23 protein-coding genes and 1 pseudogene are annotated in these 21,290 nt (G+C 67.4%); 11 read left to right on the top strand and 13 right to left on the bottom strand.

The genetic code is table 11. The features are described 5' to 3' along the window. Nucleotides 1-34 precede the first annotated feature (34 nt). Together mscL and NA10_RS10145 are read left to right on the top strand one after the other, a co-directional pair. The gene (mscL, locus tag NA10_RS10150; protein WP_067566491.1) at nt 35-448 is read left to right on the top strand and encodes a large conductance mechanosensitive channel protein MscL; all 414 of its coding nucleotides are present in this window, start codon (nt 35-37) and stop codon (nt 446-448) included. A 79-nt stretch (nt 449-527) separates the two neighbouring features. Then, on the top strand, nt 528-2,018 hold the full coding sequence (locus tag NA10_RS10145) for an MFS transporter (protein ID WP_067566488.1): 1,491 nt from the start codon (nt 528-530) through the stop codon (nt 2,016-2,018). Nucleotides 2,019-2,050: 32 nt separating this feature from the next. Here the strand turns inward: NA10_RS10145 and NA10_RS10140 are convergent, their stop codons facing one another. Continuing rightward, complete coding sequence (locus NA10_RS10140) at nt 2,051-3,355, bottom strand: YhgE/Pip domain-containing protein (RefSeq protein WP_067566485.1); 1,305 nt, start codon at nt 3,353-3,355, stop codon at nt 2,051-2,053. Nucleotides 3,356-3,411: 56 nt separating this feature from the next. Here NA10_RS10140 and NA10_RS10135 point away from each other — a divergent pair, with 56 nt between their 5' ends. Both NA10_RS10135 and NA10_RS10130 read left to right on the top strand, forming a co-directional pair. Further along, nucleotides 3,412-4,029: a TetR/AcrR family transcriptional regulator gene (locus tag NA10_RS10135; RefSeq protein ID WP_245677123.1), complete on the top strand. Its 618-nt coding sequence runs from the start codon at nt 3,412-3,414 to the stop codon at nt 4,027-4,029. Between the two features lie 136 nt (nt 4,030-4,165). Next, entirely contained in the window at nt 4,166-4,795 is a 630-nt protein-coding gene (locus NA10_RS10130; protein ID WP_067566483.1) for a TetR/AcrR family transcriptional regulator, read from the top strand. A 12-nt stretch (nt 4,796-4,807) separates the two neighbouring features. Here the strand turns inward: NA10_RS10130 and NA10_RS10125 are convergent, their stop codons facing one another. Beyond that, the gene (locus tag NA10_RS10125) at nt 4,808-6,925 is read right to left on the bottom strand and encodes a prolyl oligopeptidase family serine peptidase (RefSeq protein ID WP_067566583.1); all 2,118 of its coding nucleotides are present in this window, start codon (nt 6,923-6,925) and stop codon (nt 4,808-4,810) included. A 160-nt stretch (nt 6,926-7,085) separates the two neighbouring features. Here NA10_RS10125 and NA10_RS10120 point away from each other — a divergent pair, with 160 nt between their 5' ends. Further along, entirely contained in the window at nt 7,086-7,910 is an 825-nt protein-coding gene (locus tag NA10_RS10120) for a DUF4132 domain-containing protein (RefSeq protein ID WP_067566481.1), read from the top strand. Here NA10_RS10120 and NA10_RS10115 read toward each other — a convergent pair. The 4 genes from NA10_RS10115 to NA10_RS39470 all read right to left on the bottom strand — a co-directional run bounded on the left by NA10_RS10115 (nt 7,886) and on the right by NA10_RS39470 (nt 10,857). Then, nucleotides 7,886-9,343, bottom strand: coding sequence for an FAD-binding protein (locus tag NA10_RS10115; protein WP_067566479.1), 1,458 nt, complete (start codon nt 9,341-9,343; stop codon nt 7,886-7,888). The two genes, NA10_RS10120 and NA10_RS10115, sit on opposite strands and share 25 nt — an antisense overlap. Then, nucleotides 9,340-9,828 carry a VOC family protein gene (locus tag NA10_RS10110; protein WP_067566477.1) on the bottom strand — a complete coding sequence of 163 codons (489 nt, stop codon included), beginning with the start codon at nt 9,826-9,828 and terminating at the stop codon, nt 9,340-9,342. The genes NA10_RS10115 and NA10_RS10110 overlap by 4 nt, the downstream gene beginning before the upstream one ends. Before the next feature lie 115 nt (nt 9,829-9,943). Further along, nucleotides 9,944-10,615 (bottom strand): VC0807 family protein, encoded by a 672-nt coding sequence (locus tag NA10_RS10105; RefSeq protein WP_067566475.1) that lies wholly within the window; start codon nt 10,613-10,615, stop codon nt 9,944-9,946. 32 nt (nt 10,616-10,647) lie between these two features. Next, a complete protein-coding gene (locus NA10_RS39470) occupies nt 10,648-10,857 on the bottom strand; it encodes a hypothetical protein (RefSeq protein WP_067566473.1) in 210 nt (69 codons plus the stop codon). Nucleotides 10,858-10,900: 43 nt separating this feature from the next. Here NA10_RS39470 and NA10_RS36620 point away from each other — a divergent pair. After that, nucleotides 10,901-11,039 (top strand): annotated as a pseudogene (locus NA10_RS36620) (acetamidase/formamidase family protein); the annotation flags it as partial. A gap of 6 nt (nt 11,040-11,045) precedes the next feature. On the opposite strand, the gene NA10_RS10095 reads toward NA10_RS36620, so the two are convergent. Continuing rightward, a complete protein-coding gene (locus tag NA10_RS10095) occupies nt 11,046-12,374 on the bottom strand; it encodes an MFS transporter (RefSeq protein ID WP_067566471.1) in 1,329 nt (442 codons plus the stop codon). A 209-nt stretch (nt 12,375-12,583) separates the two neighbouring features. Here NA10_RS10095 and NA10_RS10090 point away from each other — a divergent pair, with 209 nt between their 5' ends. Beyond that, nucleotides 12,584-12,991, top strand: a complete 408-nt coding sequence (locus NA10_RS10090; protein WP_067566469.1) for a nuclear transport factor 2 family protein — start codon at nt 12,584-12,586, stop codon at nt 12,989-12,991. A 40-nt stretch (nt 12,992-13,031) separates the two neighbouring features. On the opposite strand, the gene NA10_RS10085 is transcribed toward NA10_RS10090, so the two are convergent. Beyond that, nucleotides 13,032-13,277 carry a hypothetical protein gene (locus NA10_RS10085; protein WP_067566468.1) on the bottom strand — a complete coding sequence of 82 codons (246 nt, stop codon included), beginning with the start codon at nt 13,275-13,277 and terminating at the stop codon, nt 13,032-13,034. Between the two features lie 27 nt (nt 13,278-13,304). Between NA10_RS10085 and NA10_RS36615 the strand changes: the two genes are divergently transcribed. Both NA10_RS36615 and NA10_RS10080 read left to right on the top strand, forming a co-directional pair. Next, a complete protein-coding gene (locus NA10_RS36615; RefSeq protein WP_157556337.1) occupies nt 13,305-13,595 on the top strand; it encodes a hypothetical protein in 291 nt (96 codons plus the stop codon). A gap of 6 nt (nt 13,596-13,601) precedes the next feature. After that, entirely contained in the window at nt 13,602-14,924 is a 1,323-nt protein-coding gene (locus NA10_RS10080; RefSeq protein ID WP_067566466.1) for a carotenoid oxygenase family protein, read from the top strand. Between the two features lie 9 nt (nt 14,925-14,933). On the opposite strand, the gene NA10_RS10075 is transcribed toward NA10_RS10080, so the two are convergent. After that, complete coding sequence (locus tag NA10_RS10075) at nt 14,934-15,194, bottom strand: hypothetical protein (protein WP_157556335.1); 261 nt, start codon at nt 15,192-15,194, stop codon at nt 14,934-14,936. A 236-nt stretch (nt 15,195-15,430) separates the two neighbouring features. Between NA10_RS10075 and NA10_RS10070 the strand changes: the two genes are divergently transcribed. Next, nucleotides 15,431-15,721 (top strand): SDR family NAD(P)-dependent oxidoreductase, encoded by a 291-nt coding sequence (locus NA10_RS10070; protein WP_067566459.1) that lies wholly within the window; start codon nt 15,431-15,433, stop codon nt 15,719-15,721. 13 nt (nt 15,722-15,734) lie between these two features. Here the strand turns inward: NA10_RS10070 and NA10_RS10065 are convergent, their stop codons facing one another. The 4 genes from NA10_RS10065 to NA10_RS10050 are packed head-to-tail and all read right to left on the bottom strand — an operon-like array spanning nt 15,735 to nt 20,789. Then, on the bottom strand, nt 15,735-16,688 hold the full coding sequence (locus NA10_RS10065; protein ID WP_067566456.1) for a DNA polymerase domain-containing protein: 954 nt from the start codon (nt 16,686-16,688) through the stop codon (nt 15,735-15,737). A 57-nt stretch (nt 16,689-16,745) separates the two neighbouring features. Next, entirely contained in the window at nt 16,746-17,567 is an 822-nt protein-coding gene (locus tag NA10_RS10060; protein ID WP_067566580.1) for a YceI family protein, read from the bottom strand. Beyond that, the gene (locus NA10_RS10055) at nt 17,564-20,296 is read right to left on the bottom strand and encodes an MFS transporter (RefSeq protein ID WP_067566454.1); all 2,733 of its coding nucleotides are present in this window, start codon (nt 20,294-20,296) and stop codon (nt 17,564-17,566) included. The genes NA10_RS10060 and NA10_RS10055 overlap by 4 nt, the downstream gene beginning before the upstream one ends. 10 nt (nt 20,297-20,306) lie before the next feature. Next, complete coding sequence (locus tag NA10_RS10050; protein WP_067566578.1) at nt 20,307-20,789, bottom strand: MarR family winged helix-turn-helix transcriptional regulator; 483 nt, start codon at nt 20,787-20,789, stop codon at nt 20,307-20,309. Nucleotides 20,790-20,954: 165 nt separating this feature from the next. Between NA10_RS10050 and NA10_RS37930 the strand changes: the two genes are divergently transcribed. Continuing rightward, nucleotides 20,955-21,236, top strand: coding sequence for a hypothetical protein (locus NA10_RS37930; RefSeq protein WP_174562493.1), 282 nt, complete (start codon nt 20,955-20,957; stop codon nt 21,234-21,236). The last annotated feature ends 54 nt before the right edge of the window (nt 21,237-21,290 follow it).

Below are 21,290 nucleotides of genomic sequence, written 5' to 3'. Positions count from 1 at the left end.
TACGAATTCATCTCGGATTGGATATCGCTGCATCATGCTCAAGGGTTTCAGAGAGTTCCTGATGAGGGGCAACGTTCTCGATCTCGCGGTCGCGGTCGTGATGGGCACGGCCTTCACCGCCATCGTCACCTCGGTGACCAAGGGCTTGATCGAGCCGCTGCTCGCCACCGCGGGCGGTAACAGCGAATTCGGTCTGGGATTCCAGATTCTCGCCGGTAAGCCCTCCACCTTCGTGGCCCTGGGTCCGATCGTCAGCGCCTGCATCAACTTCGTCACCGTCGCGGCGGTGCTGTACTTCGTCCTGATCGTGCCGATGAATCACCTCAAGGCCCGGCTGATCAAGCCGACCGCGGTCAAGGCCGATCCGACCGAGCTGGAGTTGCTCACCGAGATTCGCGATCTGCTCGCCAAGCAGCGCGCCGAAGAGGGCGACTCACTGAACAAGTAGGGCCGTCGCCTCCGCGAAATCCGGCTAGGGTGCTAGCCAGTGCGTTGCTGAACACCCGGCAACCAATCGAGGAGGCGGAATGCGCGGCCGCTGGGCCATGCTCGCGGTGCTGTGTTGCAGCCTGCTGCTGGTCGCCATGGACGCCACGATTCTGAATGTGGCGCTGCCCTCGCTGATCGACCATATGGATCCCAGCCCGATGGAGCAGCTGTGGATCGTCGACCTCTACGGTCTGGTGCTCGGCGGCCTGCTCATCACCTGCGGTGCGATCGGGGATCGGTACGGCCGCAAGCGGTTGTTCCTCGCGGGATTCGTACTCTTCGGACTGGCCTCGGTGGTCGCGGCGACCGCGCATTCGCCCGCGCAGCTGATTGCCGGGCGGGCGCTGCTGGGCGTCGGCGGGGCCATGGTCATGCCCTCCACGCTCTCGCTGATCCGCAATATCTTCACCGATGATCAGCAGCGCACCCAGGCCATCGGCATCTGGGCCTCGGTGGCGGGCGCCGGTGCGGCGATCGGGCCGCTGGTCGGCGGGCATCTGGTGGAGGCGTTCGGCTGGTCCGCCGCGTTCTGGCTGAATGTGCCGGTGGTCGTGGTGACGGTGACCGCCGGGGTGTGGTTACTGCCCGAGTTCCGCGCGCCGCAGGTCGGCAGGCTGGACTGGTTCAGCGCGGTGCTGTCGGTGCTGGGCATCGTGGCGCTGGCGTGGGGTATCAAGCATGTGGCCAAGGGGAATCCGGCCGTGATCGATCTGGTGATCCTCGCGGCGGCGGTGCTGCTGCTCGGATTCTTCGCGTACCGGCAGTTGCGGTCGCCCGATCCGCTGCTGGATGTGCGGCTGTTCCGCGATCGCGCGTTCACCGCGGCAGCACTGGCGACGCTGGTGGCCATGCTGGCCATCGGCGCCGCGCTGTTCCTGATCTCGTTGTGGCTGCAGTACATTCACGGCTATACGCCCTCGGAGGCCGGATTGCGCACGGTACCGGCGGCCATTGCCACCCTGCTCGGTTCGCTCTGCACGCCGTGGCTCATGCGGCATGTCGGGGTGCGATTGCTGATGGGGTCGGCGCTGGCCACGCTGGCGGTGGGTTTCTTCGTGCTGGCGGCGATTCCGAGCACCACCTATCCGCTGGTGGCGCTGGTGCTGGTATGCCTGGGCATCGGCGACGGCGTCGCCATCACCACCGCGGCGGCGGTGCTGGTCTCCGCGGTGCCGCCCGAGCGGGCCGGAATGGCGGGTGCGGTGGAGGAGACCAATTACGAACTCGGCATCGGGCTCGGGGTGGCGCTGCTGGGCAGTATCCATGGGCGACTGTTCGTTTCGCATATGACGGAGCTGCCATTGCACGGTGAGCAGCTCGATACCGCGCGCGGATCGGTCGGCGGGGCGGCGTACGTGGCGGATCAGGTGGGCGGGGCCCAGGGTGCGCGAATTCTCGAAATCGCCCAGCACGCTTATGATTCCGCGCTTACGACCACCTCGTGGATCTCCGCCGGACTGGTCGCCGCGGTCGCGCTGCTCACGGTCGTGCTGGTGCCGCGCGGATTCACCGCCACCGCCGCGCACTGATCGCCCGTTCCGGCGACCCGGATCCGCGCGGCCTACTCCACCGCCGCCACGTCCGCGGGCCGGTGCGGCACCCCGAGTCGGTACAGACCCCGCAGGTCATAGGTGTGCGTGGCGACGGCCCCGAGCGCGATGCCGACGGCGAGTCCGAAGAGCGTCATCCAGAGTCCGGTGGCGAGCCCGGCCGCGAGGTGTCCGTCGAAGAACAGCAGCGACCGCACCGCCAGGTAGATCTGGTGCATGGGTTCGAAATTCGCCAGGAAGGCGATATAGCGCGGCGTCGCCTCGATGGGGATGCTGCCCGACGAGGACGGCAGGCCCAGCACCACGAAGACGATCATATTGATGAGCAGACCGGCGGTGCCGAAGGCGGCGAGCACCGAAAGTCCGGTCACCGCAACGGCGGTGACGGCCAGCGTGCCGTAGAGGAACAGCGGCAGCGCGTGCTCGATCGGCATATCCAGCAGCGTGGCGATACCGAGGAACACCCCCGAGGCGATGGGCGCGGTCACCGCCGCCATGGCCCATTTCACCAGCAGCGTGCGCCAGCGTGAGATGGCCACCGGGGCGATATGCCGGTACCAGGGTCCGTACTCGGCGGGCACATAGCCGAGCACATTGTCGACCATGGCGTGAATGATCATGGCCCCGCTGAAGCCGACGAACAGCAGGATGAGCGTGTAGAAGAACGCCGAGAGCCCCTGTCCGGTGCCATCGGGCAGCGGCCGGAACGGGCTCACCATCACATCGATGGGCTTGGCCAATTGCAGGCGGGCGGCGCCGCTGAGTTCGGTCGGGGCCACGCCCGGCGCGGGTGCGAGCTTGGCCTTGACCTGATCGGTGAGCTGGGCGCCGACCGTCGAATTGACCTGTGCCATGGCCCGATCGGAGATGCGCTGCACGATCGAGGCGGCGTAGGTGCTGGCGCGCGGATTGGTGTGCACGGTGATCACCGGCCGCTCCACATCGCCGGGCACCACCGAGGCGGCGGCCAGAATGCTGAGTCGTTTGGTGAAGTCGCTGGGTATGACGATCTCGCCGTAGACCTTGCCGTCGGCGAGATCGCGGTGCGCCTCGCTGATGCCGACCACCCGCAGGTCGATCTTGTCGGCCGGGATCTGTTCGTTCAGGGCGTCGGTGATCTGGTCGCCGATATTGAGCGGCTTCCCGTCCAGGATGTCGCCATCGTCCTGATTGACCAGGGCGATGGGGAAATCGTGCAGATTCTTCTCCGGATCCGACGTGTACCCCAGGTACATGGTGCCCAACAGCGCGGCAAGCAGGGTGATTACGAAGACCGGCGCAATCCAGCCGCGGAGCGGCACACTGTTTTTCGTCATAGCATTCGCAAATGTAGGCACTGACAACAAAGTAGTCAATGCCAACATCGGCGAGTGTGTCCGATATCCTGCTACTCACCATGTCCATCACCAGCCCGCGCTCCTACCATCACGGCGACCTCCGCGCCGAACTCCTGCGGCGCGCCGAAACCCTGCTGCGCCGCGCCGGGGTCGACGGCCTGTCACTGCGGCAGCTCGCCCGCGACACCGGGGTCAGTCACGCCGCGCCGAGCCGGCACTTCCGGGATAAGCAGGCGCTGCTGGACGCGCTCGCGGTGTCGGGCTTCGAGCGGTTGGGCGCATCCTTCGAAAAGGCCGCGGCCACCGGCACATTGCTGGAGCGGACCACCGCGGTGGCGCGGGCCTATCTGCGCTTCGCCATCGACAATCCGGCGCTGCTCGCGGTCATGTTCGCGCGCAAACAACAGCAGACCCCGGCCATGCAGGCGGCGGTGGCGCAGGCGCTGGCCATGCCGGTGGCCATGATCGGTGAGGCACAGCAGCAGGGCGAGGTGATCCCGGGCGATGCGCGCCGGTTCTGCCTTTCGGCCATGGCGGCATTGCAGGGGCTGGCCACCTTCGTCGGGTCGGGCTTCATCGCCGCCGATGATGCGGACAGCCTGTTTGAAGAGACCGTGACCCACATGTTGGACGGTTTGCGTCCCCGTCACTGAAAACCGGGCACCGCACCACTACCTTTGGTGCGGACCATCGCATACGAGTCAATCGCGTCCGGAACCATCGCACACGGCGACAACCGAAGGCAGGCAGTGACAACCGAGGGCAGGCTGTGAGAACCGAGGGCAGACAGTGACCATCGCGGGCAGACAGTACGGCGGGCGGGCCGTCACCGAGCGCAAAGCCGAACGCCGACAGCGGTTTCTGGATGCCGCCATCCAGATCTTCGGCGAGCGCGGCTACGCCAACTGTTCCCTCGCCGACGTCTGCGCCGCCGCCGGACTCTCCAAGCGACAGTTCTACGAGGAGTTCGCCACCCGCGAGGACGTCCTGGTCGCGGCCTACGACCAGATCCAGGACAAGGCCGCCGCGGCGCTGGCGAACGCGCTCGCCGGACTCGGCCCGGATCCGGATCCGATCGATACCGTCACGCTGGTGCTGTCCGCCTTCCTGAGCTCGGTGGGTTCGGACCCGAATCGGGCCAAGGTCGCCTTCGTGGAGGTGGTCGGGGTCAGCCAGGCCATGGAGGAGCACCGTCGCGCGCGCAGGCACGCCTGGATAGGCGTGATCCGCCAGGCGCTCGAGCCGCTCGCCGGACCGGGTGCGCGCATTCGCGGCAATCCGGAGATGGCGGGCAGTGCCCTGATCGGCGCGATCAACGGCCTCGCGCACGAATGGCTGCTGTCGAATCCGCGCCCGCCGGTCAGCGACCTGGTGGATATGCTTGTCCCCGTGGCGGTTTCGCTCATCATCCACGACTGAGCCGGAACCCCCTCACATGAGCTGGCGCATGAAGTAGGTGTACTCGAGCGCGCTGGTGTGGGCCTTCTCGTCATTATTGGCCCCTGCGCCGTGCCCGCCCTGGGTGGCCTCGTAGAAGAAGTACGGGTCACCCAGATCCGCTAGTCGAGCGGCGAATTTGCGTGCGTGCTGGGGGCCTACCCGATCGTCCTTGCTGGTCGTCCACACGAACGGCTCCGGATACTTCACACCCGACTTCAGATGAGCGTAGGGCGAGACGGATTCGAGGAAGGCGCGCTCCTGCGGCACCGACATGGAACCGTACTCGCCCACCCAGGACGCGCCCGCCGCGATCTGCTCGTACCGCTCCATATCCAGCAGCGGCACCTGGATGTCCACCGCGTTCCACAGCTCCGGATGCTGGGTGAACTCCACGCCCATCAGCAGACCGCCATTGGAGCCGCCCTGGATGCCCAGATGCCGCGGCGTGGTGATATCGCGTGCGATGAGATCGTCGGCCACCGCGGTGAAATCGTCGAAAGCCCGCTGCCGCTTGGTCTTCAGCGCGGCCTCGTGCCAGGCCGGACCGTACTCGCCGCCACCGCGAATATTGGCGATGACATACGCCCCGCCCTTCTCCAGCCAGGATTTGCCCAGCAGCCCGTTGTACGCGGGCGTGGAGGAGCTGCCGAAGCCGCCGTACGCGTACAGGATGGTCGGGGTGCTGCCGTCGTACTTCATAGCGGCCGCGTGCACGATGAAGTACGGGACCCTGGTGCCGTCCGCCGAGTCGGTCTTCAACTGCTCCACCACGAAGCGCGACGAATCGAACCGCGCCGGTGCGGATTTCACCGGGACCAGCCGCCCGTCCGCGGCGTTCACGCTCCACAGTGTGGCGGGCGTGAGCAGTGAGGTGACCGAGAGGTACGCGGTCTCACCGCGCGAATCCGCGTCCACCGCGTAGACGGTCGCATTGTCCGGCAACGGCACCGGCGTGGCGGTCCACGCGCCGTCGGGCTGCGGGGTGTAGACGGTGGCGCGCCCCTTCACGTCGTAGAGCGAGGTCACCACGGCATGACCGCGCGTGGTCATGACCGATTGGAACGCCTCCTGCGGGCCGGGGGCATACACCACGGTGGCGCGGGGCGCAGCCGGATGCCGCGCCAGCTCATCGGCGTCGAGGGAGATGAGCGAACCGGATTGGAAGGTGGCCCCGCCGACCGTCCAGTCGTCGCGCAGCGCGACCAGCACCCGATTGCCGATCATGCCCTCCAGCTCGGATTTCGGCGGGAGGGTCAACCGCACCGGCTCTCCGTTCACGATCAGATCGAACTGGGCCTCGAAGAACGAGGGGCGGCGCACCACCATGCGCACCCGATGACCATCGCCGCCGTCCAGCACGATCGGCGCGGTGCCCAACCCGTCGGCCGGATCTCCGCGCAGCACTTCGGTGGCCCGGTCCAGGGATTCGCCGCGATGCCAGCTCTTGACGATGTACGGATATCCGGAGGCGGTCTTCTCCCCCGGCTGCCACTCCCGCGAGACCAGCAGCGTGTCGTCGTCCGCCCAGGCGACATACTGTTTACCGCGTTCCGAGGTGAACCCGCCCGGCACGAATTGCCCGGTGCCGCGGTCGAATTCGCGGACGGTGACCGCGTCCTCACCACCCTCGGAGAGATTCACCAGACAACGCGTGCCGCGGCCGGGGGCGCAGTTCATGCCCTCCCACACCCAGTTCCGGCCCTCGGCGGCGGCCAGTGCGTCCAGGTCCAGCACCGTCTTCCACCGTGGTTGCGGCGCTTCGTAATCGGCGACGGTGGTCTCGCGCCAGATACCGCGCTTATGCTCGCCGTCCTGCCAGAAATTGCCGATCACTCCGTCGCGGAACTCGGGCACGGGCAATCTGTCCGGTGCGTTGGCCAGTGTGGTGGCCTGCGTCAGGTTCTCCGCGTAGCGCGGATCCTGCTCCAGGACACCGAGCGTCTTGGCGTTCTCCGTATCGACCCAGGACTGCGTGCGGGGACCGTCCAGCTCCTCCAGCCACTGGAACTGATCACCCGATGAGCCCGATCCACCACACCCGGTGACGACCGTGGCGACCACCGCGACTATTGCGGCGCGCCAGCCGAATCCGGTTCCCACACGAGCCATGAACACCCCCGTTTCATGATCATGTCTCCGCCCGGGGCGAAGCGTCGACGTGCAGATTACCCTGCCCGGGCGACACTTTCGCGGACGGAACCAAGTCGTCGGAACGGACCTCGGCGGTGAGGTCGAATCCTGTCGGTGCCATCCGGCATGATCGCCGGGTATGACGAGCGAGGACGCCTGGCAGGTCCCGGCGGATCATGAACAGCGGCCGAGTACTTCGGTCGGCGGCAAGCCGGTGCGCGGTATGCCCGAACCCGCCGCGGCCGATGATCCCGAGCTCGCGCCGGTCGCCTATCGGTCCTATCGCGATTTCGCGAAGGAGCGCGAGACCGTCACCACCGATCAGCTGCGCCGGTTCGAGGCCGCCATGGTGGACGGCCGACGCTGGCGGGCTCCGGCGCATCGCGCCATGATCATCGAGCATCCGGTGCTGGGGCGCTTGGCACGGCGGCTGGTCTGGGCGACCTTCGCCGCCGATGGCACGGTCACCGGATCGTTCCGGGTCGATCAGGACGGCACCCTGGCCGATGTCGAGGATGAGCGGCTCGAGCTACCGGACGACGCCCTGGTCGGGATCGCCCATCCGCTGCACCTGGGTACGGAGTTGGAGCGCTGGCGGGAGGTGTTCGCCGATGACGAACTGCCGCAACCGTTCGAGCAGTTGGAGCGCCGAGTGTACGGTTTCACCCCCGCGGAGGCGGCGTCGAATGTGTTGCCGCGCTTCGAGGATCGCAAGCTGCCCACGGGCAAGCTCTACGGGCTGCGGCAGCGCGGCTGGGAGCTGGGCTATGACGCGCTGTATCGCCGGGTGAGCGCGAGACATCAGGTCATCGTGACCGTGAGCCCCGGAATCCACGGCGGGTACAGCTATGAGGCCGATGAGCAGGTGATCGTATCGGTGAGCTGTGAAGGCGGCGATTTCGGCGAGCTGGATGCCCTCGCCGCCTCCGAGATACTGCGTCAGCTGGAGCGATTGGCGGCGTGAGCTCCGGCGCGGCGGCCGAAGAAGGACCCCGCGCCGAGCTGGGCGCCGCTGGCATAACCCTTGCCGTCCTGGGCGAGGGTCGATGCCGTGGCGCCCGCCGCGTACAGGCCCGGAATCGGAGAGCCGTTGTCGCGCAGCACTTCCCCATCCGCGGAGGTGCGCAGGCCGCCGAGGGTGAAACCCGCGTACAGCGCCTTGCCCAGGGTCAGGTCGAAGGCCGCCCAGGGACCGGCGGTCTGCGGGGCCAGCCAGTCCGGGTACTTGTGGAAGTCCGGATCCTCGCCGCGGGCGGCATTCTCGTTGTATCGGTCGAGGGTGGCTTGCAGTGCCGCATAGGGAATTCCGAGCGCCTCGGCCATTTCCGGCACGGTCTCCCAGCCGTCGATGAAGGGGGCGAGCGGGAACATCGGCCGCTCCATATGTTCGGAGTCGACGATCAAATATGCTGCCGCGCCGGGCTGTTCGAGGACGAAGGCAGAGGTGCGGGCGTGATAGGAGTCCTCGGCCACGAAGCGCTCGCCCCGCTGGTTCACGATGATTCCGGTCAGCAGGATGGACGGCGGGTAGACGGGTGCTGTGACGAAGGCCTGGTTCATATTCCGGGTCGCGCCGCCCGCCGCCGCGCCCAGGCGCAGACCGGTGCCGTCGTCATAGGTGGTGCCCAGCACGAACGGCTTCTCTGCCAGCCACGGCACATGCTCGGCGACCATATCGGCGTTCATGACGAAACCACCGGTGGCCAGGACGACCGAATTCGCCCGCACCGCACCGGTTTCACCGGGCCGCCGCCAGCGCACGCCGGTGATGCCGCCGTCGGCGTCGGCGACCAGATCGGTGATCCCGGTTTCGTACCAGACCTCGACACCCAGCGCCGCGGCGCGTTTGACCAGCAGTTCGATCACCAGCGCCGCGCCCTGGGTATCGCCCGGCACCGGAACCTTGTGCCCGCGCGGTGCGGGGACAGCCTGATCGCGGTACGGCCACACCTTCTCATTGCCGGTGTACATCAACCCTTCGGTGCCGGGCTGGATGACCGCCTTCTCCGGGTAGTAGCTGCGCTCGAATTGGAAGCCGAGCCCCTCCAGCCAGTCGAAATGCTCGATGCTGCCGTCGCAGTAGGCGCGGATCTTGTCGGGTTCCGGATCGCGCGCCACCGAGAGCAGGTACTTGTACATCTCCTCGGCGGAATCGGCGTGGCCCGTGGCCTTTTGGACCGCGGTACCGCCACCGAGGTAGAAGTGCCCACCCGCCAGCGCGGTGGTGCCACCGGCCACCGCGGCGCGTTCCAGGATCAGTACCCGAGCTCCCCGCGACGCCGCTTCGACGGCCGCGCAGCCGCCCGCGATACCGAATCCGGCGACCAACACATCGAATTCGGCGGACCATTCGGTCACCGACTCCACCGCAACGACTTCCGGCGCTTTCGTGCTCACAGCGCACCCTTCTTGATCTGCTCGAAGAACATCCGCATATCCGGCCCGACCTCGGCGAGTTCGACATACGGCACCCCGGCGGCGGCGCCGTCGAGGTAGGCGAAGCGCATCTGCCCGCCCATGGTGCCCTGTTGGACGAGGTCGATGCCTTGTGCCGCAGCGTCTTTCAGGGCGCCGTCGAAATCGGCGGGCTCCAGGCAGAGGTGATGCAGGCCGGGTCCGCCGCGCTCGAGGAATTCGGTGTAGATCGAGTCGCCGCGTACCGGCTGGATCAGCTCCAACTGCATATCGCCGTTGTAGGCCAGCGAGACATGCGCGGTGAAGTCCGCGGGCTCGCCCCGGTAGGTACAGGTATCGGGTCCGAAGTGGATATCGGGCATGCGCGTCCATCGCCGCGCGCCGAGCGTCGCGCCCAGGAACTGCTCGCTCCGCGCCACATCCGTGACGACCCATGCGATCTGGGTGATCGGTCCTGTCGACAGCATTGTCGCGTCCACTCCTTCGTACCGCTTCTCGCGAGCGTAACCCGAAACGAGCGTGGCGACCCGGGCGAAACGAAAGCCCCGGTCGCAGGGACGGGGCCTTGCCGACGGTGCGGAATTACGCGGTGGCGGACGCCGCGAGCCGCTGCCGCAGGTGCTTGACGGTGCGGGCGGTGATGACCATGAGCACCGCGATGGTGCCGACCATCAGGACGCTGGAGAGCCAGGCCATGGTGCTGATCGGCAGCTGGTAGGCCAGCACGATGCGCAGGGCGGCCTCACCGGAAAGGCCCGCGCCCCAGAGCATTGCGATACCCCGGTGGGTGCGCCGCACGGACGGCTCGGTCCGATAGGAGGTTTCGATCTCGGCGAGGCGTTCGGGAGCGCCCGCCAGGGCCTTGCGCATGGCCGCGTAGGTCAGTGGTTTGCCGATGACGGCGCTGATCAGGAACGCCAGGCCGAGGCCCGCGGTGCCGACCGAATCCCGCACGATCATGATGCGCGGATCGCCGCTGATCAACGATCCGACCAGGCCGATGACGAAGCCGATGAGCACGATGGCGGCGATGGGATCGAGTCTGCGGGCCCGGACGGCGGGGATCAGGACGATCGCCGCGGAGGCCACCGCGCCGCCCAGCAGGGCGGTGAAATCGGAGTAGCCCATCCAGTGCAGTCCGAAGTACACGGCCATCGGAATCGCGATATCCCGGGCGATCGGAGCGAGCATGCGTCGAATTCCGGGACGCGCCGCGGCCCGCGGTGCGGCCTGGGTGGTGTCGATGGCGGTCATGGCGTTATCTCCCCTGTTGTTTCGGCTGTGCGCTATGGGAAGAACGCTACGGAGATCGCGGTGCGAGCGAATCTGCCAACCATCACGACCGCGGCATGACAGTTGTCATGGCGGCAGGTTGGCGGCGGCGCGTTCGTGCGTACCGGATCGGCCGCCGCGCGGCTCATCGACGCCACGAAACGCACCGCGAGCGAGCCCGCCGTGGTGAGCGCTCCGGCCGGGCGGTCGAGCGCGCCCGTCACTCGAAATCCACTGCACCGCAAGCTTCCCCGTCCCTGATACCGAAGGAGGGCCGGCGTGGTCGACATCCCCGATTCCTGCGGCACCGTCTACATCCCCACCGCCATCTTCGACTTCCCCATCGCCCCCACCGCCTCCGGCCCGCATCGACCCCGACATAGGCGCACCCCGCGCCACCCGCTGAATCTCGTTACGAGGCAGCGGATTCGAGTGAGACGCCCTTGGTCTCGGGGGCGCCCCAGAGGCAGATTCCGAAGCCGACCGCGGTCAGGGCAGCGGCACAGAGGAAGGTGGGGCCCATGCCGAGGTGGTCCAGGGACCAGGGGAGCAGGTAGGTGCCCAGGGCTGCGCCTATTCGACTGACGGAGGTCGCCACACCTACCGCGGTGGCTCGAATATGGGTGGGGAACAGTTCGTTCGGGTAGGTCCAGTCCAGCACGTTCGGGCCGCCGCAGAAGAAGGCGTAGAGGCAGAGCATGAGGAAGGCCAGCAGGGCGGGCATGGCGGGCCAGACGCCGATGAACAGGACGGGGATGATCATCAGGCCGAAGCACCAGACGATGGTCGGGCGGCGGCCGAGGGTGTCGATCAGGCGCATGGCGGGCAGGCAGCCGATGAGGAAGACCAGGCTGATGAGGGCGGTCCCGAGGGTGTCCATCCAGGTGCCCGAGGGCATGCCGAAGGAGGCCAGGATCTGCGGGCCGAAGGTCAGCATGGCGAAGAGCACCGCCACCTGACAGAGAAAGAAGCCGCAGCAGAACAGGATTCGCTTGCGGTAGGGCGGCTGGAACAGCTCGCGCAGGGAACCGTGCGACGGCTCCGCATGACCGGCCTCGATCAGGTCCGCCGGATCCACCCGCACCTGCAAATACTTGTCGATCATTCCGGCGGCCTTGTCCGGCTCACCGTGCTGGGCCAGCCAGCGTGGCGATTCCGGCGCGGTGCTCTGGCGAATGATCAGGAAGAACGCGCACAGCACCGCCGCGCTCGCCAATTGCCAACGCCAGCTGCCGTTCCCGCAGCAGGTCAGCAGCAGATAGCCGACCACGTAGGCCAGCACCGAGCCCGCGTACCAGGCCACGATCTGGAAACCGAGCAGTTTGCCGCGCTGTTTGACCGGTAGCCACTCACCCAGCAATGAGGTGGCGATCGGATAGTCGGCCGAGACCGCCATGCCGAGAATGACGCGCAGAATCACGATGAGCCAGACGGCTTCGGCCCAGAACGAGGCGATCGAACAGGCCGCCATCACCACCAGATCGGCGGTGTACATGACCTCGCGGCCGATCTTGTCGGTCAGGACGCCGAAAAGCGCTCCGCCGATGAACATTCCGATCAGCGCCGCGGCGCCGATCAGCTGGATGTCCCCGGTGCTCAAATCCAATTCCGCGGTCATGCCGATGAGCGCGGTCCCGACGATACTGAGGATGTAACCGTCCAGCAGCGGCCCGCCCGAGCAGGCCACCGCCAACCGCCGGTGAAAGCCGGTGAAGGGTGCATCGTCGATGACCGTGCTCACATGCTCTCCTAGCCGATCGGTGTAGCAAGTACTCGGCAACCGTGGTGAACCTACGCGGCTCCCCGGCCCGTGTCCCGCACTGACACGCGCCCGGCCGGGTTTCGGTCCGGATGCGCAACCGGGTCACCACACCCACCGGCCATCGCCACCGCCGCGCGATTCGGGTACCGTCCGAAGAACCTATACAACGAGTTGCATAAGAGGTGCCGATGAACTCCTTCCGTAAAGCCGTCGAGGCCCGCGACGCCGATGCCATCGAGGCGCTGCTGAGCGACGATGTCGTCTTCATCAGCCCGGTCGCGTTCAAGCCGTATCCGGGTAAGGCGATCACCGCGGCCATCCTGCGCGGGGTGATGCGGGTCTTCGAGGACTTCCGCTACGTCCGCGAGATCGCCGACGGCGGCCAACACGCCCTGCTGTTCGAGACCACGGTCGACGGAAAGCATGTCAACGGCTGCGATTTCCTGACCTTCGACGCGGACGGCAAGATCACCGAGCTGATGGTGATGGTGCGCCCGTTGTCCGCGGCGAATGCGCTCGCGACGGCCATGGGCGCGCAGTTCGAGCGCATCCAGCGCGAGGCGATGGAGCAGATCGCCCGCGAGTCGGCCGGCTGACGAAATGCGAAAACCAATGCGCGCGAGGTCTTCGCGCCGCTCAGGCCCGGCGCTCGGGGATCTGCTCGAGCGCCCAGCGCGCCCACTCCTGATTCATGGCGGCGAAGCGCTCACCCCATTCCATGGCGATGCGGCCGTCTATCGACAGGTCGGTGTCGTCCCAGTCGACGCTGTCGGAGAGTTCGCGCAGCTCCCGCGCCACGCCCGCGTACAGCTCGTCGATGGCGCTCAGATAGTCGCTCCTCGGCGACCAGGCCGAGCCGCCGATCCCGACACCGCGCTGCACCCCTGCTCCCCGGCACTGTCCTCGGGTGTGCTGGCCGTGATCGCGGGAGTCTCACCGGCTCTGCGCAATCCGTTCACCCTGCCGATCGCCAAGCAGAGCACACCGCGCGAACTCTGGGACCATCCGGGTTTCATTCGCACCAGTTACGTCATAACCTCGGTATGGGCGGCGAGCTTCGCCATCGGCTGTGTGGCGCTGGCCCTGCTGGCACACCTCGGCGCCGCGCACCATCGCACAGATCGTCGCCTTCGTGATTCCGATGGTCTTCACCATCCGCTACGTGGCCTACGTTCAGGCCAAGGCAGAGAAACTGGCTGATCCGTCATGAATACGATCCCGCCCCATCTGACCGGCAACTACGCCCCCGTCACCGAAGAGCTGACCGCACAGGCGCTTTCGGTCACCGGACGGATTCCACCCGAACTCACCGGCTGGTATCTGCGCAACGGCCCCAACCCGCACGAGGCCTCCGCCAAGCACTGGTTCCTCGGTGACGGCATGGTGCACGGCGTGCGGCTCGAGAACGGCCGCGCGGTCGCCTACCGCAATCGATGGGTGCGCACCAGCACCTTCACCGACGGTGAGCGCGGCTACGGCGCGCACGGCGAGCGGAATCTCGCTGCGGGCGTTGCCAATACGCATGTCATCCGGCATGCTGGGCGCACGCTGGCGCTGGTGGAGTCGTCGTACCCGTACGAATTGACGCCCGAACTCGATACCGTCGGCCCCTACGATTTCGACGGCGCACTGCGCACCGCCATGACCGCGCATCCCAAAACCTGCCCGCGCACAGGCGAATTGCACTTCTTCGGCTACGAGGTGGTGGGCGCGCCGTTCCTGACCTATCACCGCGCCGATGCCGAGGGGAAGCTGCTGCTGAGCCGTCCGATCGACGTGCCCGCCGCGACCATGCACCACGATTTCGCGCTGACCGGCGAGCATGTCGTGTTCATGGATCTACCGGTGGTTTTCGATGTGCGCACCGCGATGAGCGGTGGCGGTATGCCGTTCCGCTGGAGTGAGGACTATCAGGCCCGCCTGGGCGTCCTGCGCCGCGATGATCCGTTCGGCGCGATCACCTGGTTCGCCATCGACCCCTGCTATGTCTTCCACACCCTCAACGCTTTCGACGAGCCCGGCCGGGTGGTGTTGTACGCCATGCGTTATCCGGAGCTCTGGCGCGCGGGCTCGGACGATTTCACCGAGGCGATGCTGTGGCGCTGGACCCTGGACCTGGCCACCGGGACGCTGCGCGAGGAGCAGATCGACGACCGCCCAGCCGAATTCCCGCGCGTCGATGATCGACTGCTCAGCCTGGACGCGCGCTTCGGGCATGCGACCGTCTCGGGACAATCCCGGCTGAGCGGGGAGGGCGGCGCGCTGGTGCGCTATGACCTGCACACCGGTGATCGCACCGCGCACGAGTTCGCGAAGGGTCTGGTCCCGGCCGAGGCCGTATTCGCGCCCGCCGATGAGAACATCGGGGGCAGCGGGTATCTCATGACCTATGTGTACAACCATGCGACCGATCGCAGTGATCTGGTGATTCTCGACGCCGCCGACCTGAACGCCCCGCCGCTCGCGAATATCCATCTGCCCCAGCGTGTTCCGTACGGCTTCCACGGCAGCTGGCTCCCGGACGACTGAGGCGGCGGATCAGCTGCCGCTGAAGATGCCGCCCTTGCAGGTGAGACCGGATTCCCCACTCGCGCTGATCGCCGAACCGGAGGTGACACAGGAATGGGGTCCGCCGTTGACCGAGCCCGCCGAGATACCCGTGGGTGACAGTGCCGAGCCGCTCTCGAGCCCCTCGGCCACCAGCTCGGTGCGGCTCGCCGCACCGCCCGACGCCGCGAAGAGAACGCTCACCACCGCGACACCTTCGGCGAGCAATAGTCCGGCACGGGACACCGACATCGAATTTCTCCTGTTCACACCCGCCGCCCGAGTGATCGGCGTGCGCGAACTGTACCCGAGTCGAGCGGTGCGCCGCCGAGGGCACGGCTGAGAATTCGCTTCGAGTCCGACCCGGCGCCCGGGCGGATCGGCCCGCCGCGCATCGGAGCGACCGACCGGGTGCCGTTCGCGGAACCCGTTCCGGCACTGCGACTCTGCCTCGACGCCGCAACGCCGAGCGTCAGGAGTTCATCGATATGCCAGATCGGCGGGACCGCACGGTGGTCGTCACCGGGGCGAGTTCGGGTATCGGAGCGGCCGCCGTACGCCGGTTCGCCGAGCTCGGCACGCGCGTGGTGGTGGTCGGCAGGTCGCCGGAGCAGACCCGCGCGGTCGCCGATGCCATCGACGCCGAGCACCATATCGCCGATTTCAGCCGTCTCTACGAGGTGCGCGAACTGGCCGATGAACTCCGTGAGCGACCGATCGACATTCTGGCCGATAACGCGGGCGGGGTCTTCTCCGGCCGCCGCCTGACCGCCGACTGATCCGCCGCGCGATTCAGCCGTCCCGGCGGGCGCGGGCGCGGCGTTTGCCCTCGTGCATGGCCTGGACGCGGGCAACCGGGATGGTGTGACCCTCCTCGATGAGATCGGCGGGGAGGGTCTGCGGTGCGGGCATCTGCTCGGCCCACGGGTCGCGGTCGCCGAGTTCCTTGATGGCGGTGCGGAGGGTGAAATCGCGCGGATGGATCTGCGGCAGCTCCGACCAGTCGATCGGGAAGGACACCGTCGTTCCGGGCCGAATGCGCGGGCTGTAGGCGGCCACGACGGTGGCCCCGCCCGCCCGGGTGGAGTCCAGAAATACCTTGCCGCCCCGGTCTTCTCGAATGAAGGCGGTGGTGGCCAGGGCCGGATCGAGCCGTTCGGCGCGCGCCGCGATGGCACGCGTGGCGGCCGCGGCGTCCTCGATGTCGGCATCGCGCACGGGTACGAAAATGTGCACCCCTTTGGCCCCACTGGTTTTCACCGCACCGGCGAGTCCGTCATCGGCCAGGGCCTGCCGAATCAGTTCGGCGGCACCCACCACCTGGGTGAACGGCTGTTCCGGCGCGGGATCGATATCGAGCACGAGATGCGTTGGCCCACCGGAGTAATCGGCAAGGTTCTCGGCGAGCAGCAGCGTCACATGGTATTCGACCGCCCGCTGATTCCCGAACCACAGCAGCGTCCGCACATCGTCGCAGACCGCGTACGACACTTCCCGTTTCGCGCTACCGGCCCACATATTCACCCGGCTCACCCACTCCGGGGTGTACTTGGGCAGGTTCTTCTGCATGAACGGCTCCTGCCCCGGCCGCACCCGCATGACCGACAGCGGCCGCTCCCGCAACACCGGCACCAGCCGCTCCCCCACCGCCTCCAGGTAGTCGATCAACTCCCCTTTGGTGGCCTCGGCCCCATCGAACAGCGGACTGTCCAAACTACTGAACTTCAGCCCATCCCGAACGCCCATCCGCCCACCCTGCGCCCACCACGGACCGGCGTCAAGCGCCCCGGCCGTGGCGGCCGATCACAGGGAGGGGAGGGCCTCGCCCTGGACGAGTTCGATATCGAGTTCGACCTGGACGGTGGCGCCGACGGCGGCTATACCCGCGCGGACGATGGCGTTGTAGTCGATGGCGAAGTCTTCGCGGTGCAGCAAAGTTTCGGCGTGGAAGGCCATGCGGGTGCCGCCCCAGGGGTCGGGGCCGAAGCCGCCATAGGTGACGGCCAGGTCCACGGGGCGGGCGCGACCGTGCAGGGCGAGTTCGCCCGGCATGACCCAGGTGTCGCCGCCGGTGCGGCGGAAACCGTTGCCCGCGAAAGTGATCAGGGGGTAGTGGTCGGCGTCGAGGAAGTCCGTCGAGCGCAGGTGGTTGTCGCGCATGGTGACGCCGGTGTCGACGGTCGCGGCCTTGATTTCGGCGTAACCCGTGGACTGCTCGAAGGTTCCGGCGATCTCCAGACGGCCGCCCACCTCGGCGAAACGAGCTCGGATGCCCGCGATACCGAGGTGCCGGGCGGTCACCATGACCGTCGAGTGCGCCGGATCGATCGTCCACGGACCGGGCGGCGGCATGGCCACCGCGCCCGCCTCGGGTTGCAGCCGAATCTCACCGAGGCGGCCGCCGCCCGCGGCGGAGATGCGGGCGAGCTGGGCGACCGGCTGATGACCGGGGGCGGTGACCACCGCGGTATGCGTGCCCGGGGGCAGCGGTTCGGTGGTCGCCAGCCCGCTCGAATCGGTGGTCGCGCGGGCCAGCTGACGGCCGGTCAGATCGGTGACGGTGAGGACCGCGCCCGGCACCGGCCACCCCGACGAACCGCGAATTCGGGCGGTGAGCCCACTCATGGTCGCTCCCGGGGCCATTCGACGCCGGAACGCTCGGCCTCCGCGCGGTCGCCGATCGCGTCGCCGTCGCCGGACCACTCGGAATCGGCCACGTCGTAGCCGAGGTGCATATCGTGGTCGATCTCGCCGCCGGTGAGGCGCACCTGCGAGGTGACCGGCGGATAGCCGCGGGCGATGACGGTGTAACCACCCTCGTCCAGATCTGTGATGGTGTAGCGGCCGTGCTCATCGGTGCGCGCCGATCCGATCGCATTGCCGTCCCGATCCAGCACGGTGATCGAGGCATCGGGCACCGCCCGGCCCTCGGCCCACACCTTGCCGGTGAGCACCGCCATCGGGGTGAGGTCGAGATCGAAACGCAGCAGCCCGCTTTCGGGCACCACCACCGCCGTGGCGGTCGGCCGCATCTGCGCGGCGGCCGCGACCAGCGTGTACGACCCGGCCACCACGCCGTGGCAGAGATAGCCGCCGTCGGCCCCGGTGACGGCCGCGCCGACCACCTCACCGCGCACGTCGGTGAGCGTAATGCTCGCGCCCGCAAGCGGTTCGCCACGACCGGTGACGCGCACCGTACCGGAGAGCTCACCCGCGCCCTGGAGAGTGAGATCGCGCTGCTGCGGCTGACTGTCGACGGTGACGTTCACCGCGGTCGGCAGATGTCCGGCCGCCGAGACGATCAGCACATAGCTGCCGCGCGCGGGCGGATCGATGCGGTAGCGGCCTCCGCTGTCACCCGTGGCACGCGAAACCTGGTGTCCGCTCTGGTCGATCAGCGTCACCGCGGCGGCGGCGACGGGCCGCCCGTCCTCGCGCTGCACCCGCCCGCCGATGGTGCGCGACGCCGCGGCCGCGCTCACCACCGGCAACGTGGTCGTGGTCGAGACCGCCGCGAACGATGAGATCTGCTGCCCGCCACGACTGTTGGCCTCCCCCGCCGCGCCGATCCCATTGACGTACGCCTTGTCATACCCGTTGGCCTCGGCACCCGATCCGACCGCGGCCGTGACCAACTCGCGGTCGTGCCCATCGGCCTCGGCCGTATGCCCTTCGGCCAGTACCGGTTCCGGCTGCGAGATTGCCTGCGCGGCCCCCTCCCACACCTGATCCTCGGCCCATTGCGCCTGCGCCGCCACATCCGGCGCGGCGGGTTCGATCGGCGCGGGCGCGACATCCTGCAACGGGATCTCCTTCATGAACAGCAGCACGATGCAGGCCAGCAGCGCCACACCCGCCGCCACCCAGAACACGCCGTGCATGGCATTGGTGAAACCGATCAGGATGGGTTCGCGCACCTGCGCCGGAAGTGCCGCGATCCCGGCGGTATTGGACTGCACACTGTCGAGTTTGGAGGTGTCGAAACCGGCCGGGAGATGCCCGCCGAAGGCGTCGATGATCTTGTTCGGCAACAGATTGAACAGAATCGTCAGGAAGACCGCCACCCCCAGGGTGCCGCCGACCTGCCGGAAGAAGGTCGCCGACGCGGTCGAGACGCCCATATCCGAACGCGGACCGGCATTCTGGACCGCGATGATGAGCGTCTGCATACAGCCGCCCAGCCCGAGCCCGATGATGCCGCTGTACAGCAGCGGCTGCCACAGCGAGCTGTCGAAGTGCACGGTCGCGTACAGCGCGCCACCGCAGGCGATGACGAACGTGCCGATCACCGGCAGCACCTTGTACCGCCCGGTGCGCTTGGTGACCTGCCCGGAAATCAGCGATCCGATCATGATGCCCGCCACCAGCGGCAGCATCAGCAGACCCGCCTTGGTGGGTGAGAACCCCCGCACCACTTGCAGATACAGCGGCACCATCGAGATCGCGCCGAACATGGCGATGCCGACGATGAATCCGCCCACGATGCAGACCGTGAAGGTCGAATTCTTGAACAGCCGCAGCGGAATCAGCGCGGCGTCCTTCATCAGGTACTCGACGCCGATGAACAGCACCAGCCCGATCACGCCGATGACGTAGCAGAGGATGGCCCGGCCCGAATCCCAGCCCCAGCCGCGGCCCTGTTCGGCGACGATGAGCAGCGGCACCACGCAAATAGTCAGTGCGACAGCGCCGCCCCAGTCCACCCGCAATTGCCGGCGCTGCTGCGGCAGGTTCAGCACCTTGGCCACCACGACCAGCGCGATCACGCCGACGGGCACGTTCACCAGGAACACCCAGCGCCAGCCCTCGATGCCCCAGAGGTGATCGAAGCCGGAGAACCAGCCGCCCAGCACCGGCCCGAGCACGGTGGCGATGCCGAAGACCATCATGAAATAGCCCTGGTACCTGGACCTTTCACGCGGCGGGACGATATCGCCGATGATCGTCATGGCCAGCGACATGAGCCCGCCCGCGCCCAGCCCCTGGAAGGCGCGGAATCCGGCCAGCTGATACATCGAGGTGGCGAAGGTGCAGGCCGCCGAGCCGATGACGAACAGCGCGATCGCGGTCAGGAAGAATTGTTTGCGGCCGTAGATATCGGCCAGCTTCCCGTACAGCGGGGTGCTGATGGTGGCCGTGATCAGATAAGCCGTTGTGGCCCAGGCCTGTTGATCGAAGCCGTGCAGGCTGTTGGCGATCTTGACGATCGCCACACTCACGATGTTCTGGTCGAGCGCGGCCAGGAACATGCCCAGCAGCAGACCGGAGAGAATGGTGAGGATCTGCCGATGCGACAGCTGCGGCGGTGCACCCGCCTGCACGTCCGGCGAGGCCTCGATAGTCGCACTTGTCATAGTCCGGGACCTATTTCGATTCGGTTGGCGCGGTGGTTCTTTCGATATCGTGCACGAGTCGTTCGAGCAGTTCGATCAGGGTCGCCCGGTCGCTCGCGGGCCAGTCGGCCAGCAGACCCGCCAGGAACAGATTGCGCAGCCTGCGGTTCTCCGCGAAGACCCGCTCACCCTCCGCCGTCGCGGTCAGCACACAGGCGCGGCCGTCGATGGGATCGGCGCCGCGGGCGACCAGACCGTGTGCCACCAGTGTTCTGGTCTGGCGGCTGATGGTCGAGATCTCCGCGTGCAACAGCTCGGCAAGCTTGCCGGTGCGCTGCGGCCCGTCGTGAACGAGGCAGAAGAGCACCGCGTAGGCGAGTTGTTCCAGTCCGTCCTTGGCCACCCGATGCTTGACCCTGCCGACCGCCCGCATGAGGCGGACCAGCAGTGATCCGAGCCGATCCGCGGGATCCGGTTCGGTTGTCACACCGAGATCACGGACAACGACGGCCATGATCGAGTCCTTCATGATGAAGCCTATTTACTTAGCTACTACAACTACTTGCGGTTGCCAACTATACACACGAAGCGCATCGGTTTGAAGGCCCGGCAGCAGATTCAGAGCGACTCCCAGCACGGAGTTCCGAAGAGCGCCAAGGTGATCTGATACCGCAGCGGCGTGAGCTCGGGCAGGCTGCGCGGATCGCTGCTGTGCGACGGCGAGTCCGGCGGTCAGGCACTCCACATGCAGGGCGCGGGCGCAATCGCTGTTCTCGGCCGCCACGGTCAGAGACGACTCCAACGTGGCGGTGCTCGTGGTCGCGGCGGCGATTACACCCGCACCGTGTACAAGCCGCTGCTCGCCGACCGGCAGCCGCTGATCCCCGGTCAACCCACCCCCTGGACGTGGCGATCAACTCCGTGGACGCGGTACCCCAGCCCGGACATCGCCTGCGCGTGAAGGTCTTCGCCGGCAACTTCCCCAGGGCATTCTGGTGCCGCCGCTGCTCTTCGA

The organism is Nocardia acidivorans NBRC 108247 (assembly GCF_001625085.1).
Taxonomy (GTDB): Bacteria; Actinomycetota; Actinomycetes; order Mycobacteriales; family Mycobacteriaceae; genus Nocardia; species Nocardia acidivorans.
Note: the sequence above shows the minus strand (reverse complement) of the source record. Positions and strands in the feature narration are given on the sequence as shown.

Bases quoted from the DNA above. Each gene is read 5' to 3' on its own strand.
- mscL (WP_067566491.1), top strand. From the start codon at position 35: ATGCTCAAGGGTTTCAGAGAGTTCCTGATGAGGGGCAACGTTCTCGAT.
- NA10_RS10145 (WP_067566488.1), top strand. From the start codon at position 528: ATGCGCGGCCGCTGGGCCATGCTCGCGGTGCTGTGTTGCAGCCTGCTG.
- NA10_RS10140 (WP_067566485.1), bottom strand. From the start codon at position 3,355: ATGACGAAAAACAGTGTGCCGCTCCGCGGCTGGATTGCGCCGGTCTTC.
- NA10_RS10125 (WP_067566583.1), bottom strand. From the start codon at position 6,925: ATGGCTCGTGTGGGAACCGGATTCGGCTGGCGCGCCGCAATAGTCGCG.
- NA10_RS10120 (WP_067566481.1), top strand. From the start codon at position 7,086: ATGACGAGCGAGGACGCCTGGCAGGTCCCGGCGGATCATGAACAGCGG.
- NA10_RS10110 (WP_067566477.1), bottom strand. From the start codon at position 9,828: ATGCTGTCGACAGGACCGATCACCCAGATCGCATGGGTCGTCACGGAT.
- NA10_RS10105 (WP_067566475.1), bottom strand. From the start codon at position 10,615: ATGACCGCCATCGACACCACCCAGGCCGCACCGCGGGCCGCGGCGCGT.
- NA10_RS10090 (WP_067566469.1), top strand. From the start codon at position 12,584: ATGAACTCCTTCCGTAAAGCCGTCGAGGCCCGCGACGCCGATGCCATC.
- NA10_RS10080 (WP_067566466.1), top strand. From the start codon at position 13,602: ATGAATACGATCCCGCCCCATCTGACCGGCAACTACGCCCCCGTCACC.
- NA10_RS10075 (WP_157556335.1), bottom strand. From the start codon at position 15,194: ATGTCGGTGTCCCGTGCCGGACTATTGCTCGCCGAAGGTGTCGCGGTG.
- NA10_RS10070 (WP_067566459.1), top strand. From the start codon at position 15,431: ATGCCAGATCGGCGGGACCGCACGGTGGTCGTCACCGGGGCGAGTTCG.
- NA10_RS10065 (WP_067566456.1), bottom strand. From the start codon at position 16,688: ATGGGCGTTCGGGATGGGCTGAAGTTCAGTAGTTTGGACAGTCCGCTG.
- NA10_RS10060 (WP_067566580.1), bottom strand. From the start codon at position 17,567: ATGAGTGGGCTCACCGCCCGAATTCGCGGTTCGTCGGGGTGGCCGGTG.
- NA10_RS10055 (WP_067566454.1), bottom strand. From the start codon at position 20,296: ATGACAAGTGCGACTATCGAGGCCTCGCCGGACGTGCAGGCGGGTGCA.
- NA10_RS10050 (WP_067566578.1), bottom strand. From the start codon at position 20,789: ATGGCCGTCGTTGTCCGTGATCTCGGTGTGACAACCGAACCGGATCCC.